Source organism: Pseudomonas sp. RIT-PI-AD (assembly GCF_025642785.1).
In the GTDB taxonomy this organism is placed as follows: domain Bacteria; phylum Pseudomonadota; class Gammaproteobacteria; order Pseudomonadales; family Pseudomonadaceae; genus Pseudomonas_T.
On record NZ_JANZKU010000005.1, the window covers coordinates 181,638 to 197,975 of the forward strand.

The window sequence follows — 16,338 nt, forward strand, 5'->3', positions numbered from 1 at the left end:
GCAGCTGCCGGCGTCTGCCGGCGGCTTATTCGCCTAGCGGCGCAGCGACTCGGGTCGAGCGAACGCCAGTACGAAGCAGGTACCGTCCGCACCCGTTTCCACGCGAATCTCCCCGCCATGGGCGAGGACGATGGAGCGGGTGATGGCCAGGCCGAGGCCGGCGTGTTCGCCGGAACCCTCGCGGCGTGCGGGGTCGGCCCGGTAGAAGCGGTCGAACAGGCGCGGCAGGGCGTCCGCCGGGATCGGTGGTCCGCTGTTGGCCAGGCGGATGTTCACGCCGCTCTGCGTTTCGGCGAGGTCGACGCAGACCTGGCCATCGTCCGGAGTGAAGCGCAGCGCGTTGTCCAGCAGGTTGGACAGGGCGCGGCGAAGCATGCTGCGATCGGCGGCCAGGCAGGCGACGCCGTGGCGGCGCAGCTCGATGTGCCGCTCTTCGGCGAGGGGCGCGAAATAGTCCAGGAGCGCATCGAGCTCCTCGGCCAACTGCAGCGGTTGCCGGTTCGGGGCCAGCAGGCCGTGCTCCGCCTTGGCCAGGAAGAGCATGTCGTTGACCATCTGCGCCAGGCGCTGCAATTCCTCCAGGTTGGAGTGAAGGGTTTCCCGGTACTCCTCCGCCGGCCGGTCCCGCCCCAATACCACTTGGGTCTGGGTGAGCAGGTTGGATAACGGCGTCCGCAGTTCATGGGCGATGTCCGCCGAGAATGCGGACAGGCGCCCGAAGGCATCCTCCAGGCGCGCCAGCATGCCGTTGAAGGTGGCGATCAATTCCGCCAGTTCCGCTGGCGCCTGGTCCTCCGGCAAGCGTTCGGTGAGCGAGCGAGCGGAAATCCGCGCCGCCAGCTCGGTCATCCGCCGCAGCGGCCGCAACCCATCGCGCGCCACCCAGGCGCCCAGCAGCGCCGTGGCCAGGGCCGACAGCCCAACGGTGAGCCAGATCAACCGCTGCATGCGCTCGAGGAAGTGCTGGTGGTGGGTGATGTCCAGCAGCAGCCGTAGGCGCGGCGAGTCCGCCCGGCTGTCATCCAGCGGCGCATCGAGGGTGCGATAGGCCACCGCGTCGCGCCCGCCTCCGGACGCGGCATGGTGGTTCGCGGGCGGCTCGGTCACATTCGGCAGGCTGTCGAACCAGGGCTCGCCGGCCGGGCCCTCCAGGTGCAGGCCCAGGTCGGGGTGGCGGGCGAGCTCCTGTTCCACGCCGGCGCGGCGGGCGTCCAACTGCGTCGGATGCTCCACGCCGCTCAACAGGCTGCGGAAAACCGCCAGCCGGCTTTCGAGCAGTTGCCGGTCCAGCTCGATGAAGTGGGTTTCGCTGGCACGGTCGAAGAGCACACCCGCCAGCAGCGAGACCGCCGCCGTACAGACGGCGAACAGCAGGCCCATGCGGGCGCTCAGGGACAGGCGGCGCATCAGCTGTCGCGCGCCTCGAGCACGTAGCCCATGCCGCGCAGGGTGTGGATCAGCGCACGTGGGAAACCCTCGTCCACCTTGGCCCGCAGGCGGCGGATGGCGACCTCGATGACATTGGTGTCGCTGTCGAAATTCATGTCCCAGACCTGCGAGGCGATCAGTGATTTCGGCAACACCTCGCCCTGGCGGCGCAGGAGCAGTTCGAGCAGGGCGAACTCCTTGGCGCTCAGGTCGATGCGCCGCCCGGCGCGCTCGACCCGCCGGCGCAGCAGGTCCAGGCGCAGGTCCGCGCATTGCAAGTGGTTGTCCTGGGGCTGTGCCTGCCCGCGGCGCAACAGGCTGCGGACCCGGGCCAGCAGTTCGGCGAAGGCGAACGGCTTGACCAGGTAATCGTCGGCGCCCTGTTCCAGGCCTTTCACCCGGTCCGCCACGGCATCGCGGGCGGTGAGGAACAGCACCGGCACCGCCGATCCCGCTGCGCGGATCGCCCGCAGCACCTGCCAGCCATCGCGGCCGGGCAACATCACGTCGAGGATGATCAGGTCGTAATCGCCGGACAGCGCGCGGTGTTCGCCGTCCAGGCCATCGCGAGCCAGTTCGGCGGTGAATCCGACTTCGTTGAGGCCTTGGCGCAGGTAGTGGCCGGTTTTCGGTTCGTCTTCGACGATCAGCAGTTTCATCGGTCGTTCGCCGCTTCGGGTGTCCCGGGCTTTATACCCCGAGTGGAACCTCATCGGCGAAGCTGACAGCTTTGTAATGCTCCGGTCAGCCAGGCGCCAGCCGCGCAGGGGTACGCTGAGGTCCTGTTTCCGCTCCTGGAGTTCGCTAATGTTCCTTCGTGTCCTCGGCCTGTCCGCATCGATAGCCGGCAGCCTCGTTTCAGCGGCCTGGGCGGACGCCCCGGCCGGCGGTTATGCCTTCGGGGCGCCTGCCCAGGCGAGCCAGGCCGATCGCACCGTCGAAATCGTCCTGGGGGACATGTTCTACCGGCCGGCGGCGGTGGAGGTGAAGGCCGGCGAAACCCTGCGCTTCGTCCTGAAGAACGAAGGCAGCCTGCTGCACGAGTTCAACCTGGGCGACGCCGCCATGCATGCCCGGCACCAACAGGAAATGCTCAAGATGCAGCAGTCCGGCATGCTGACCCCGACCGGGATGAAGCAGGGCACGGCGGAACATGGGCAGATGGCCGGCATGGACCATGGCGCCATGCCCCACGGCGGCATGACGCACGACGATCCGAACAGCGTGCTGGTGCCGCCGGGCCAGACCGCGGAGCTGACCTGGACCTTCAAGGAAGCCACCGGGCTCGAGTTCGCCTGCAACGTACCCGGCCACTACCAGGCCGGGATGGTCGGGCGCGTCGTCGTTCAGCCCCGATAGCGACGGCTGTGGAAGCGGCGGGCGGGCCGACTCGGCGGGCGGCGAAGAGTCGACGGGCGTGCGCCACGGGAGGCGCCGGCCCCCTATAATGCCGGCTCTTCTCGTCCTACCGGTTCGCTGTCATGTCGCATCCCGCCGAGGCTTCGCCGCTGGGCAAAGCCAGTGAGTACGTCGCCCATTATTCGCCCTCGCTGTTGTTCCCGATTTCCCGTGCGCCTAAATGGGCCGAATTGGGCGTGGACGGTGAGCAATTGCCCTACCGCGGCGTGGACTACTGGAACTGCTATGAGTTGTCCTGGCTGACCCCGTCCGGCAAGCCCGCGGTGGCCATCGGCGAATTCGCGATCCCCGCGGATTCGCCGAACATCATCGAATCGAAGTCCTTCAAGCTCTACCTCAACTCCCTCAACCAGACGCCGTTCGCCGGCCCGGAAGAGCTGGCGTCCGTGCTGGCCCGCGATCTGTCGGCGGTGGCGGGTGCCGCGGTGCGGGTGCGGGTACGCGGTCTGGGGGAAGTGGCCGCGGAGGGCGTGGTGCTGCTGCCGGGGCGCTGCATCGACGAATTGGAGATCGACATCGCCGAGTACGAGCGGCCTCGCGCCGAGCTGTTGCGTCGTCGCGGCGAGGAACCGGTGGAGGAGGTCCTCCACAGCCATTTGCTGAAATCCAATTGCCCGGTGACCGGCCAGCCGGACTGGGGTTCGCTGGTGGTCGACTACCGCGGCGCGGCGCTGGATCCCGCCAGCCTGCTCGCCTATCTGGTGAGCTTTCGCCAGCATGCGGATTTTCACGAGCAATGCGTGGAGCGCATCTTCCTCGATCTGCAGCGGCTGCTGGCGCCGGAGCGCCTGACCGTGTATGCGCGCTACGTGCGGCGCGGCGGGTTGGACATCAACCCGTACCGCAGCACCCAGGATGTCGTGACCGACAATCGCCGCCTGGCGCGGCAGTGAGGGCGGCTCGCCGGCGCGCAGGAGCCGGCCGGGCGCCCATGCCGCGCCGGGCGGCGGTCCCTCACATACCGGTGGCGAAGGCGGGGTTTTCCATGTCGATGGCCGCGCGCACCGGTTTCAACGCCTCGGCGTACTTGCCGAGGATGTCCAGGGCGTAGTCGGCGCGGGCGCGGATGCGACGGTCGTCCTCGCTCTCCGCCTCGGGCGTGTTCAGCACCTTCTCCACGTGGCGCACGATCAGGTGCTCGGGCAGATAGCCCAGGCGGCAGTTCTTGTAGCCGGACGCGCGCAGTTCGCTGATCGGGTAGGCGCCGCCGATGCCCGAGGAGACGCCCACCAGCAGGCCGGGCTTGTGGCCGAGTTCGGCCTTGCTGGCGTATACGAAGAAGTTCTTCACCGCCGGCGCGGCCATGCCGTGCCATTCCGGCGCGACGATCACCACCGCGTCGGCGGCTTGCAACTTGGCGGCGTGGGCGATCCAGGCAGCGCTCTGGGGATCGGGCCATTGGGCAAGGGGTTCCTGGCCCAGATCGACGATGCTGGTCTGTTCCTCGCTGCTCAGGCCGAGGTCGATCAGGCGTTGACGCAGATAACGAGCGACCTTGCCCGACTGGCTGTTGGGACGGCCGGAGCCGGCGACGAGGGCGAAATTCAACATGCTGAGCGCTCCTGAAGGGTGAGGGCGCAGGCTAGCCGGCCGCTCCGGGCCAAGGCAAGCGCTTGTGCGCGGAGACGCGCCGCTTGCTTTGCGGGGAGGCGCCGGGCTGACCTGGGAAGCGTGCCGCCAGGGCTCAGACGCGGAAGTGGTCCATCAAGCCCTGCTGGTGATTCGCCAGGCGATTCAGCGACTGGCTGACCTCCGCGGATTCCTGGGCCTGGCCGGACAGCGATTCGGTGACGTCGCGGATCGCCGCCACGTTGCGGTTGATTTCCTCGGCCACCGCGCTCTGTTCCTCGGCGGCGCTGGCGATTTGCAGGTTCATGTCGCTGATCACCGTCACCGCGTCGCCGATCCGCCGTAGCGCCGTGACCGCGTGCTCCACCTGTTCGACGCTGCTCTGGGCCTGGCGGTGGCTGCTGTGCATCGAACCCACCACTTCCCGCGTGCCGTTTTGCAGACGCTCGATCACCTGGCGGATTTCCTCCACCGAATCCTGGGTCCGCTTGGCCAGGCTGCGCACCTCGTCGGCCACCACGGCGAACCCGCGCCCGGCTTCCCCGGCCCGGGCCGCTTCGATGGCGGCGTTCAGCGCCAGCAGGTTGGTCTGTTCGGCGATGGCGCGGATCACCTCCAGCACCGAGCCGATCTGTTCGCTGCTGCTCGCCAGTTGTTCCACTTCCTGCATGGCCGCGTTCATTTCGCTGGCCAGTTGCTCGATGGCCAGGGTGGTGCGGTCAATCATCGCCAGGCCGTCGTGGGTCGCCTGGTCGGCGCCCCGGGCCGCGTCCGCCGCCTGGGCCGCGCTGTTGGCGACATCGTGGGCGGTCGCGCTCATTTCCTGGGAGGCGGTGGCGACCTGATCCACTTCGCGGAATTGCTGCTGCATGCCGGCACTGGTCTGGGTGGCGATGGCCGCCGAGCGGTCCGCCGTGCCGCGCGCGTCCTGCACCGAGCGTTTCACGTCGGCGATGATCGGCTGCAGCTTGTCGAGAAAACCGTTGAAGCCCTTCACCAGGCGGCCCAGTTCGTCGCGCCGGCCGTATTCCAGGCGGCGCGTCAGGTCCCCTTCGCCGCTGGCGATGTCTTCCAGCATGCCGGCCACTCCGAGGATCGGGCGGGTCACGCCGCGGGCGGTGAGCCACATCAGGCCTAGGCCGGCGAGTACCGCGGCCAGGCCGATGAGCAGCGCGGTCCAGTGGGAGATGGCGTTCTGCCGGTCCAGGCGGCCTTCCAGCTCGATCGCCGGGGCCAGCAGGGCCTGCTCGGGGACTTCGATCAACACCGACCAGGACGCGGCGGTGGGAATGGGCTTGAAGGGTTGCAGGACCCTCAGCATGCCTTCGTGGTGCAGCTCGGCCGCCTCGCCGGCGGCCACCAGGGCGGCCAGGCGATCGCCCTGTTGGGGAAACGCCTTGTTCAGCTTGGCGCTGAGCAGCGACGCATCGCGGCTGTGGCCGGCGAAGAGACCCGAGGGGCTGATGATGCTGACGTGTCCCTGGCCGTCGTATAGCTCCTTGTTCGCCGCCAGGCTGATCTCCTGCAACTTGTCCAGGCTGAAGTCCAGGCCCAGCACGCCCACCACCTTGCCCTCTAGCTCCAGCGGGAAGGCGATGCTGGTCATCAGCACCTGCTTGTCGTCCACCGTGTCGTAGTAGGGTTCCAGCACGCAGGCCTGGCGGGTCTCCCGGGGGCAGGTGTACCAGGCGTTGTAGGGCTTGCCGCTGGGGCCGATGGCGGTCTTCTCCAGTTCGCTTTCTTCCATCGCTTCGGACAGCAGCTGCCCGGCTTTCGGCTGCGACCAGTAGAGGGAAAAACGGCCCTTGTCGTTACTGCCCAGTTCGGCCACGTTGGCGAACAACGCGTCCTTGCCGTCCAGGGCGTTGGGCTCGAACACCACGTAGAGGCCCAGCAGGCCGGGGTTGTTCTCCAGGCTGGAACGTACCTGGCGGACCATGTCCTCGCGCAGGTCGTAGGCGTCCAGGAAACGCTTCTCGGCTTGCTCCCTGAGGAACAGCACCTGCCGTGAGAAACCCTTGCCGTACTGGTAGGCGTCGGTGAAGTAGCTTTGCACGCGCAGGGCCTGCAGTTCCGCCCGTGCCTGGAGCCGCTGCTTGGCGGCCTCGTCGAGCATCTGGCCGCTGGCGCGCTTCACCAGCTCGGTGCTGCGCTCGCCCTGGTACAGGGAGGCCCCGACCAGCAGGGTGACGATGCCCATCAGGCAGAGACCCGCGAGCAGGGTTATTTTCCATTGGATCGAAAGGCGATTGAACGGCATGGTATATCCCCTGTTCCTGCATCCAAGTGAATCGATCAGCGTCGAAGACTCGGCACCTAAAGAACTGAAATTATGCACGGCCGCGACGGGATTGCTTACTGCGTTACGACAATAGCGTGCATTTTCACCCTGGGCGCCCCACGCGCCCTCGTGGAGGAGGAACGCAGTGCGGCGGCGGGGCTGGGTTGACCAACCGGATACCGCCGCGTCCGCGGATGTCCTTCGAGCACCTGAAGCCTGGGCGAATGGCCGATGACCGATAGAAGAGGGGCTGTACCATGACCCGTCCCGCAAGCGCGTTCGACTGGATGAGCCGTGCGCCGGGATCGTCGAAACTCGAGCGCATAGAGGCTTTTTTCGGCGGGCAGGGCTATGACCTGCATCGCCACGACACCTATGCGATCGGGCGAACCCTCGCCGGGGTGCAGAGCTTTCACTATCGGCGTGGCCTGCGCCACAGCCTGCCCGGCGGCACCCTGGTGCTCCATCCCGATGAGGTGCATGACGGCCAGGCCGGCGACGAGAGCGGTTTTCACTACCGGATGGTGTACGTGGAGCCGGCCCTGTTGCAGCCCATTCTCGGTGGCAAGCCGCTGCCTTTCATCCGCGACGGCTTGTCCAGCGACCCGCGGCTGTTCGCGGCGAGCCAGGGGCTGCTGCAGAGCCTGGACTGCCCCCTCGATCCGCTGGAGGAGGACGACGCCCTGTTCGATCTGGCGATGGCGCTGGCCGCCGCCTCGGGCACGCGCCATGGGCGCAAGGCGCTGGACTATCCGGCCGCCGAGCGGGCCCGCGCCCATATCCTCGAAGGCTTCCGGCATCCGCTGTCCCTGGCGGAGCTGGAGCGCGTCAGCGGCCGCGATCGCTGGAGCCTGTCGCGGGATTTCCGCGCGCTGTACGGCACCAGTCCCTACCGCTACCTGACCCTGCGCCGCCTGGAGCAGGCGCGGCATCTGTTGCTCGGTGGCTTCGGCCTGGCGGACGTGGCCGTGACGGTGGGCTTCAGCGACCAAAGCCATCTGACACGGCATTTCGGCAAGACCTACGGCCTGTCGCCGGCCTACTGGTTGCGCATGCAGAAAGCGAATCGCTGAAACCTGCTCGAACGTACAAGATCGCCCCGGGCGGGCGGCTTAGCCTGGGCGCTCATCCCTGCCTCGGAGCGCGCCATGACCCCTCGACACGACCAAACCCGTACGGCCATCGACCTCGCCGCGAAGCTGGCCCTGCTCAATGAACACTGGGCGCCGAGGGTGGTCGCCGAGATGAACGACTACCAGTTCAAGGTGGTGAAGATCCACGGGGACTTCGTCTGGCACGAGCACCGCGACACGGACGAAGCCTTTTTCGTGCTCTCCGGGCAGGTGCGCATCGATTTCAGGGACGGTTGCGTCCGCCTCGGGCCCGGCGAGCTGTACGTGGTGGGCAAGGGCATCGAACACAAGCCCTACGCGGAAGAAGAGGTGCACCTGTTGCTCATCGAGCCGCGCGGCGTGCTGAATACCGGCAATGCCGGTGGTAGCCGCACGGCGCGCAACGATCTGTGGATCTGACGAGCACGAAGCGAGCCGCCGGAGCGGCCCGCGTGCACCCCTCGAAGCCTTAGAGGGAGAAGCGGCCCAGCATGGCGTTCAGGCCATTGGCCAGGCGCGACAGTTCGTTGCTGGCGGCGTTGGTCTCCTCGGCGCCGGCGGCGGTCTGGCTGGACAGGTCGCGGATACGCACCAGGTTGCGGTCCACCTCGCGGGCGACCTGGGCCTGCTCCTCGGCGGCGCTGGCGATCACCAGGTTGCGTTCGTTGATGCCGCCCACGGCCTTGTTGATCGCCTCCAGGGCGTCGCCCGCGGCGCTGGCCTTGCCGAGGGTCTGCGTGGCCTGGTTGGCGCTGTGCTGCAAGGCTTCCACGGTCTGTCCGGTGCCTTTCTGGATGGTCCCGATCATGGATTCGATTTCACGGGTGGATTCGCCGGTGCGATGGGCCAGGGCGCGAACTTCGTCGGCGACCACCGCGAAACCGCGGCCGGCCTCGCCGGCGCGCGCCGCTTCGATGGCGGCGTTGAGCGCCAGCAGGTTGGTCTGGTCGGCCACCGCGCGGATGACGTCGAGCATCTTGCTGATGTTGCCGGTCTGCTCGGCGAGTTCCTCGGCATGCCGGGAGGCTTCCAGCACGTTGTCCACCAGGGTCTTGATCGACACCACCGCGTCGCGCAACTGTTCCTGGCCCTGTTGCGCGATGCGCGTGGAAGCCTGGGACTCCTCGGAGGTACCGACGGCGTTGGCCGCTACCTCGTCGACCGCGGCGCTCATCTCGGTGACCGCGGTGACGGCCAGGTCGATCTCGTCGTTCTGCTGCTGCAGGCCGCGGGTACTTTCCTCCATCACCGCGCTCATTTCCTCGGCGGCGGCGGCCAACTGGTTGGACGAACTCTCGATCTCGGAAACCGTGCCGCGCAGGTTGCTCTGCATGGTGCCGAGGGCCAGCAGCAGTTGCGCCGCCTCGTCGCTGCCCTGGGCTTGCACGCGGCCGGTGAGGTCGTTGCGGGCGATGCGTTGCGCCACGGCCAGGGCGTCCCTGAGCGGGCCGATGATGCTGCGGCTGAAGCGCCAGGACAGCAGCAGGCTGACCACCAGCGCCAGTACCAGCATCGCCAGGGTGCCCTTCAGGGCATGGTCATAGGTGGTGACGGCATCGGCGCTGGCCTCTTCGGCCTCGGCCAGATTGAGCGAGGCCAGCAGGGCGGTCTGGTCGTTCATCGTGGTGGAGTACTGGGTCAGGCCGCGCAGCACGGCGAGCGCCTCGTCGCGACGCTGCTCGCGTTCCAGCGCGATCTCCTGGAGCATGCCTTTCTTGTAGGCCTGGTAAGCCTCGGCGACCTGCGCCAGCGCGGCTTTTTCCGCGGCGGTGTCGGCCACGGCGCCGTAATCCCGCAGGTCCTGCTCGATCTTGCGGGTGAGCATGTCGAAGTTGCCGGAATACTTGGCGAACTCGTCCGGTTCGGTGAAGGTGTGCAGTTGCAGCGAAGTGCTGCGCAGGCGGGAAAGGTTCAACCCCAGGGCATCGCCCGTGGCCATGCTCGGCATGGACTCCTTCTGGATCACTTCGACGGCCTTCTGGATGCCCGCCATCTGCACCAGGCAAAACGCGCCGAGGCCTATCAGCATGGCAATCATGAGGCCGAAGCACAGCAGGGTTCTCTGTGCGGTTTTGATCTGACGGAACATGCGGGGGTACATCCTTCTTGGGAGCTTTGGGTGCGCGCAGGTCACATCGGGGAGAGGGGACTTGCGGTAAGGGGGAGCGAGGGGGCGAATAATGCCGTTTTGCCCCCGGGCGCAGCGCCCGGCACGACGGAAGGTCGTCGGCGCCGGCCTCGGGCGGAGGGCGTCGCGAGCGAAAAGAACCGCGTTCGCTACAACGCTGGCACTTTGCTTCATCCGCCGTTGACTAACCCCTTGTTCTGGCATGGTGCCAAGGAGAGGAAAGTGGTCAACCCGAACCTGGAAAACAAGACGTTCCTGATATTGCTGATTCTGGTGACACTGGCGTTCCTGTGGATATTGCTGCCGTTCTACGGCGCGGTGTTCTGGGCGGTGATCCTGGCGGTCATCTTCACCCCGATGCAGCGGCGCATCAGCCAGCGCCTGCGTACCCAGCGCAATGCCAGCGCGTTGATCACCCTGAGCATCTGCCTGGTGGTGGCGATCCTTCCGGTGATCTTCATCTCCATCGTGATGGTCCAGCAGGCGGCGGATCTCTACCAGGGCATCGAGTCCGGGGAAATCAACCTGGGGCAGTACGTGGCGCAGGTCAAGGGCATGCTGCCCTCGTACCTGCAGCACCAGTTGGATCGTTTCGGCATGAGCAACTTCAACGGCATGCGCGACAAGGCCGTGAGCGGAGCGATGGCGGGCGGGCAGGTGCTGGCGAAGCAGATGATGACCTTCGGCCAGAACACCTTCGATTTCATCGTCAGCTTCTTCATCATGCTCTACCTGCTGTATTTCTTCCTGCGCGACGGGCCGGAGCTGGTGCGCAAGATCCGCATGGCGATCCCCCTGGCCGAGCACCAGAAACGCCGTCTGCAATTGAAATTCACCCGGGTGGTGCGGGCGACCGTGAAGGGCAACCTGGTGGTGGCGATCACCCAGGGTGCACTGGGCGGCTTCATCTTCTGGGCGCTCGACATTCCCAGCGCGCTGCTCTGGGGCGTGCTGATGGCCTTCCTCTCGCTGCTGCCGGCGGTGGGTTCGGGGTTGGTCTGGGCCCCGGTCGCGGTGTACTTCTTCGCCACCGGTGCGCTCTGGCAGGGCATCGTGCTGGCGCTGTTCGGGGTATTCGTCATCGGCCTGGTGGACAACGTGCTGCGTCCGCTGCTGGTGGGCAAGGACACCAAGATGCCGGACTACCTGGTGCTGATCTCCACCCTAGGCGGCATGGCGATCTTCGGCCTCAACGGGTTCGTCGTCGGGCCCTTGGTGGCGGCATTGTTCATGTCCACCTGGGCCTTGTTCACCGAGAAGAAGCCGGTGATCCAATTGCCGCGATGAGCGACGGGTCTATCGCAGGGCGTCGCCCGCGATGCCGGGTCGGAGCCCAGGTGAATTCGCAAAGCGAGATATGAAAGCTCCTCGCATTGCCCGAAGCGAAGCCGAAACGCCCGGCGGCACCCGTTTGCGCGCCACCGGACACCCGGCGCCGGAGGGCGGTTATCGCCGAGAGCGGGACAGGGGCCGGACGTGCCTGCCGCGCGTTGGCGGTAGCTGCGATTTCGCCGGGCATTCGGCCCGGAGCGCTTCGTCGAATCGGCAAAACGCAGGTCTTCGGCAATGGCAAGAAAACGGCATGGATGCCGAGGCCCCCGGTGCGAACGCCTTTCAGGGGCGTTTGGCGGAGGAAACAGGGGGCCGCACCGACGCTGACGTCGAAGGGCTCACCTGTACGACGACCATGCCCAGCAGGATCAGTGCAATGCCCGCCACCCGCCACGCACCGGCAGGCTTCGGCATCAGCCCCATGAGGCCGTAGTGGTCGATCAGCAGGGAAGCCAGCATCTGACCAGCGATGACGCTGACGATGAAGCTGGCCGCGCCCAGCTTGGGCGTCAATACGAGCGCCGCCGTGATATAGGCCACTCCGGCCACCCCGCCCAGCCACGCCCATGCCGGCCCCTGCGTCGCAGCGCCCAAGGCGGGGGCCGGAGCCCGTATCAGCAGCATCAAGGGCACGACGACCAGGACGCTGACCGCCAGCGAAGACAGGGTGGCCCACAGCGGATGCCCCAGGGCACGTCCCAAGGCGGCGTTACTACCGGCCTGGAAAGGCACGGCGGCCCCTGCGATCACGGCAATCGCCATCGGCAGCAGGCTGGAGAGAGAGAGCCCGTTCATACGGAAGATCCTCATCAAGCAAAACAACGAAGGTTTCGTATGTTTCTTCATTCGCTGTTTGAATGGAAATTCGAATCCTACACGAGCATTATTCGCTCCATGGATGAATTGCGACGTATCGACCTCAACCTGCTGCTGACGCTGCATGCCTTGCTGGCGGAAAAGCACGTCACGCGGGCCGCCTTGCGGTTGCATAAGAGCCAACCGGCGGTTAGCCACGCGCTGGCGCAACTGCGGGACGTCTTCGGCGACCCGTTACTGATCCGGCGCGGCGCCGGCATGGCCCTGACTCCCCGCGCCCAGGAGCTGTCGCAACCACTGGAAGCCGCTCTGGGCCAGCTCGATGCGCTGCTGCAGGAGCGTGCCTTCGACCCCCGCCAGACCCTGCGCCGCTTTCGCCTCGCGATGTCCGACTACGCGGCGCATCTGCTGCTGCCTGCGTTGGTGGCGCGGTTGCGCGATCAGGCGCCCGGCATCGACCTGGCGGTCTGCCAGGCCAGCCGCGAATCCATGTTGGCTCAGTTGGCGGACGGCGAGATCGACCTGGCACTGGGCGTCTTCCCGAATACGCCCAGCGACATCGTCAGGGAAACCCTGTTCGAGGAGCATTTCGTCTGCGTGGCCGACCAAGGCTCGCTCCCCGAATGCGGCAAGCTGTCGCTCGATCAGTGGCTGGCACGTCCCCATGTGCTGGTGGCGACGAGGCCGGATACCGACAACGAGATCGACGCGGTCCTGGCATCCCGAGGGCTGCGCAGGCGTGTCGCACTCGTCCTGCCGCATTGGCGCGCGTCGACGGAGGTGCTTGCGGGCACGGATTTGATCCTGACCGTTGCAAGTCGCACGCTGGAGCCCGTGGCCCGCAACCAGGGGCTGGCAGGCTTCATGCCACCGGTCGAGTTGCCTGGTTTCGCGTTCCAGCAGGCGTGGCACACGCGGCGCAATGCCGATTCGGCGCACCGCTGGTTTAGAAGCATGGTCATGGACTGTAGCCGGCCGCGCCAACCCGTCGCAGGGCCATAGGCGAAGCCAGGCTGTGGGCGAGTGGGCGAGTGGGCAACGTTCCGCCCCACTGTAGCCGCGGTCAACGGCTGCCCTGCGGCCTTTCGATCATCGGCCGGGGCGAACCCCTGCCTTCAGGACGGGCGTCCAGCGCGTGGCGCACTGGCGCCAGGGTGGAATAAAAAAACCCGGCCTTTGGCCGGGTTTTCCATGCGGTTGCCGTCAGAGCGCGGCGAGGCCCGCCTGCTGCACCAGCTCCAGCAGGGGTTGCGGGTAGACGCCGAGGAAGAACGCCAACAGCGCGACCAGCAGAAGCATGATCCCACCGGCCCGTTGTGCCCATTGCAGCGGCGCATCGTGGCGACGCAGGGTCGGCTCGATCATGAAGAGGGTGACCATCACCCGCAGGTAATAGAACACGCCGATGGCGCTGCCGATGACCAGTGCGCCGAGCAACCACCACAGGCCCGACTCGACGCCCACGGCGATCACGTAGAACTTGCCGATGAAGCCCGCGGTGAGCGGAATGCCTGCCAGCGACAGCATCATCACCGTGAGCACGGCGGTGAGGTAGGGGCGGCGCCAGAACAGCCCGCGGTACTCGTACAGCGCGTCCGCATCGCGGCCGTTATACGGCGTGGACATCAGGGTGATGACGCCGAAGGCGCCCAGGCTGGTGAGGACATAGGTGGCCAGGTACACGCCGATGGCTTCCACCGCCATGCCCTTGCTGGCGATCAGCGCCACCAGCAGGTAACCGAAGTGGGCGATGGAGGAGTAGCCCAGCAGGCGCTTGAGGTTGCTCTGGGTGAGCGCCAGCAGGTTGCCGAACAGGATCGAGGCGATCGCCATCACCGTCAGCATGTCGTTCAGCCAGCCGCCGGCGGTGGCGGGGGAGAGCTGGTAGAGGCGCAGCAGCACGGCGAACACCGCCACCTTGCTGGCCGTGGCGAGGAAGGCCGCCACCGGCGCTGGCGCGCCTTCGTAGACGTCCGGCGTCCACAGGTGGAAAGGCACCAGGGACAGTTTGAATGCCAGGCCCACCAGCATCAGGCCGATGCCCACCTGTACCAGCAGGCTGTGGGCGCTGCCGGCCGCCAGCGAGGCGCCGATGCCGGAGAAGCTCAGGCTGCCGGATTCGGCGTACAGCAAAGCCATGCCGAACAGCAGGAACGCGGAGCCAGCGGCCGAGAGCACCATGTACTTGATGCCGGCTTCGAGGGAGCGCTTGTTGAAGAAGGCGTAGGCGATCATCCCGTAGGTCGGCACGGACAGCAGTTCCAGGCCGATGAACAAGCCGGCGAGATGCTGTGCGCAGACCAGCACCAGGCCACCGGCGGCGGACAGCAGGATCAGCAGGTACAGCTCTTCGCGATTGCCGGGGTAGCCACGGCTGGCTTCGCCGCCGCTGCCGACCGTGGCCTCGCCAAGGTAGGCATGGATCAGCGTCACGCAGGCCAAGGTCGAGGCGAGGATGATCGCCATGTAGTAGCAGGCGAAGCGATCCACCTGCAGCAACGGCGTGACCTGCTGCGGGGTGACGTTCAGCACCGGCAGGATCGACAGCAGGGCCAGGTTGAGGCCGACCACCGACAGGGCGAAGGTCAGGGTGTGGTGCCGTTTCCAGGCGATCGCCAGCATGACCACCACGACGGTGGCGCAGGTGACCAGCAGCGGCAGCAGTGCGATGAAGTGTTGTGTGGTGAATTCCATAACGCTACTTACCGGGCCGATTCGAGGTGGGAGAAGGCGGTGCTCATCCACTGGTGCACGCCATGCATGCTCGCAGCGGAGGTGTCCAGCACCGGCTGCGGGTACACGCCGACGATGATCAGCAGCACCGCGAGGCCGAGCACCATGCACAGCTCGCGGGTCTTCATCGGTTCCAGGGCGCTATCGCTCTTGGCCGGGCCGAAGTAGGCGCGGTGGATCATGATCAGCGAATACACCGAACCGAATACCAGGCCGGTGGCGGCCAGGGACGCGACCCAGGGGAAGCCCTGGAAAGAGCCCATGAGGATGAGGAACTCGCCGACGAAGTTACCGGTGCCGGGCAGGCCCAGCGCGGCGGCGGCGAAGAACAGGCTGATCGCCGGCAGGTAGGGCAGGCGTGCCCAGATGCCGCCCATCTGGCGCATGTCGCGGGTATGCAGGCGCTCGTAGAGCTGGCCGCAGAGGATGAACAGCGCCGCGGCGGACAGGCCGTGGGCGACCATCTGCACCACCGCGCCTTGCAGGGCGAGCTGGCTGCCGGAGTAGATGGCGATCAGCACGAAACCCATGTGGGACACGCTGGAGTAGGCCACCAAGCGCTTGATGTCGGTCTGGGCGAAGGACAGGAAGGCGCCGTAGAGGATGCCGAACACGCCGAGCCACATGGCGATCGGGGCGAACTCCGCCGAGGCGTTGGGGAACAGCGGCAGGGCGAAGCGCATCAGGCCGTAGGCGGCGGTTTTCAGCAGGATGCCGGCGAGGTCCACGGAGCCCGCGGTGGGCGCCTGGGCGTGGGCGTCGGGGAGCCAGGAGTGCAGCGGCACCACCGGGAACTTCACGGCGAAGGCGACGAAGAACCCGAGCATCAGGATGTATTCGGTGCCCGGCGCCAATTGGGTCTTCAGCAGGTCGGTGTAGTTGAAGGTCAGCACGCCGGTGGCGTTGTAGTTGACCAGCACCAGGCCGAGGATCGCCACCAGCATGATCAGGCCGCTGGCCTGGGTGAAGATGAAGAACTTGGTGGCGGCGGTGATGCGGGTCTTGCCGTGGCTGCCGCTATGACCCCAGAGCGCGATGAGGAAGTACATCGGCACCAGCATCATTTCCCAGAAGAAGAAGAACAGGAACAGGTCGAGGGCGAGGAACACGCCGACCACACCGCCGAGGATCCACATCAGGTTGAGGTGGAAGAACCCCACGTGCTTCTGGATCTCGTTCCACGAGCACAGCACCGACAGCACGCCGAGCAGCCCGGTAAGGACGATCATCAGCACCGACAGGCCGTCCAGCGCCAGGTGCACGCTGATGCCGAAGCGCTCGATCCAGCGCACCTTGAACTCGGAGGCCCAGGCCTGATCGGCACCGGGCGCCGGGGCGAGGCTGAAATCGCCGGTGGCCCACAGCCAGAGGCCGAGGGCGAACAGCAGGGTCATGGACAGCAGCGCGATCCAGCGCGGCAGGGTGGAGCCGAAGCGCTCCGCCAGCCAGCACAGCATGCCGCCGATAAAGGGGATCAGGATCAGCCAGGGCAGAATCATGACGGGCTCAATTCCTTTCGC

14 protein-coding genes are annotated in these 16,338 nt (G+C 66.7%); 6 read left to right on the forward strand and 8 right to left on the reverse strand.

Annotation, left to right across the window (positions count from 1 at the left end; translation table 11 throughout):
• Positions 1-33: 33 nt before the first annotated feature.
• Entirely contained in the window at positions 34-1,407 is a 1,374-nt protein-coding gene (locus OGL92_RS06530) for a heavy metal sensor histidine kinase (RefSeq protein ID WP_276583793.1), read from the reverse strand.
• Entirely contained in the window at positions 1,407-2,087 is a 681-nt protein-coding gene (locus OGL92_RS06535) for a heavy metal response regulator transcription factor (protein ID WP_263141909.1), read from the reverse strand. Before OGL92_RS06535 ends, OGL92_RS06530 begins: the two co-directional genes overlap by 1 nt.
• 148 nt (positions 2,088-2,235) lie before the next feature.
• Here OGL92_RS06535 and OGL92_RS06540 point away from each other — a divergent pair, with 148 nt between their 5' ends.
• Both OGL92_RS06540 and queF read left to right on the forward strand, forming a co-directional pair.
• Complete coding sequence (locus OGL92_RS06540) at positions 2,236-2,787, forward strand: plastocyanin/azurin family copper-binding protein (protein ID WP_263141913.1); 552 nt, start codon at positions 2,236-2,238, stop codon at positions 2,785-2,787.
• A 122-nt stretch (positions 2,788-2,909) separates the two neighbouring features.
• Entirely contained in the window at positions 2,910-3,740 is an 831-nt protein-coding gene (gene queF, locus OGL92_RS06545; RefSeq protein ID WP_263141915.1) for an NADPH-dependent 7-cyano-7-deazaguanine reductase QueF, read from the forward strand.
• Positions 3,741-3,801: 61 nt separating this feature from the next.
• Here queF and OGL92_RS06550 read toward each other — a convergent pair whose 3' ends face one another.
• Positions 3,802-4,398, reverse strand: coding sequence for an NAD(P)H-dependent oxidoreductase (locus tag OGL92_RS06550; protein ID WP_263141917.1), 597 nt, complete (start codon positions 4,396-4,398; stop codon positions 3,802-3,804).
• Positions 4,399-4,531: 133 nt separating this feature from the next.
• On the reverse strand, positions 4,532-6,676 hold the full coding sequence (locus OGL92_RS06555) for a methyl-accepting chemotaxis protein (protein WP_263141920.1): 2,145 nt from the start codon (positions 6,674-6,676) through the stop codon (positions 4,532-4,534).
• Positions 6,677-6,954: 278 nt separating this feature from the next.
• Between OGL92_RS06555 and OGL92_RS06560 the strand changes: the two genes are divergently transcribed.
• Positions 6,955-7,770 (forward strand): AraC family transcriptional regulator, encoded by an 816-nt coding sequence (locus OGL92_RS06560; protein ID WP_263141921.1) that lies wholly within the window; start codon positions 6,955-6,957, stop codon positions 7,768-7,770.
• 75 nt (positions 7,771-7,845) lie between these two features.
• Positions 7,846-8,229, forward strand: a complete 384-nt coding sequence (locus tag OGL92_RS06565) for a cupin domain-containing protein (protein ID WP_263141923.1) — start codon at positions 7,846-7,848, stop codon at positions 8,227-8,229.
• A gap of 49 nt (positions 8,230-8,278) precedes the next feature.
• Here OGL92_RS06565 and OGL92_RS06570 read toward each other — a convergent pair whose 3' ends face one another.
• Positions 8,279-9,898, reverse strand: a complete 1,620-nt coding sequence (locus tag OGL92_RS06570) for a methyl-accepting chemotaxis protein (protein ID WP_263141925.1) — start codon at positions 9,896-9,898, stop codon at positions 8,279-8,281.
• Between the two features lie 261 nt (positions 9,899-10,159).
• Between OGL92_RS06570 and OGL92_RS06575 the strand changes: the two genes are divergently transcribed.
• Positions 10,160-11,224, forward strand: coding sequence for an AI-2E family transporter (locus OGL92_RS06575; RefSeq protein WP_263141927.1), 1,065 nt, complete (start codon positions 10,160-10,162; stop codon positions 11,222-11,224).
• 327 nt (positions 11,225-11,551) lie between these two features.
• Here the strand turns inward: OGL92_RS06575 and OGL92_RS06580 are convergent, their stop codons facing one another.
• Positions 11,552-12,064, reverse strand: a complete 513-nt coding sequence (locus OGL92_RS06580) for a DMT family transporter (RefSeq protein WP_263141930.1) — start codon at positions 12,062-12,064, stop codon at positions 11,552-11,554.
• A gap of 99 nt (positions 12,065-12,163) precedes the next feature.
• On the opposite strand from OGL92_RS06580, the gene OGL92_RS06585 reads away from it, so the two are divergent.
• Positions 12,164-13,087 carry a LysR family transcriptional regulator gene (locus tag OGL92_RS06585; protein ID WP_263142122.1) on the forward strand — a complete coding sequence of 308 codons (924 nt, stop codon included), beginning with the start codon at positions 12,164-12,166 and terminating at the stop codon, positions 13,085-13,087.
• Between the two features lie 201 nt (positions 13,088-13,288).
• Here OGL92_RS06585 and nuoN read toward each other — a convergent pair whose 3' ends face one another.
• A complete protein-coding gene (nuoN, locus tag OGL92_RS06590) occupies positions 13,289-14,779 on the reverse strand; it encodes an NADH-quinone oxidoreductase subunit NuoN (protein ID WP_263141932.1) in 1,491 nt (496 codons plus the stop codon).
• A gap of 8 nt (positions 14,780-14,787) precedes the next feature.
• Positions 14,788-16,317: an NADH-quinone oxidoreductase subunit M gene (gene nuoM, locus OGL92_RS06595; protein WP_263141938.1), complete on the reverse strand. Its 1,530-nt coding sequence runs from the start codon at positions 16,315-16,317 to the stop codon at positions 14,788-14,790.
• Positions 16,318-16,338 lie beyond the last annotated feature (21 nt).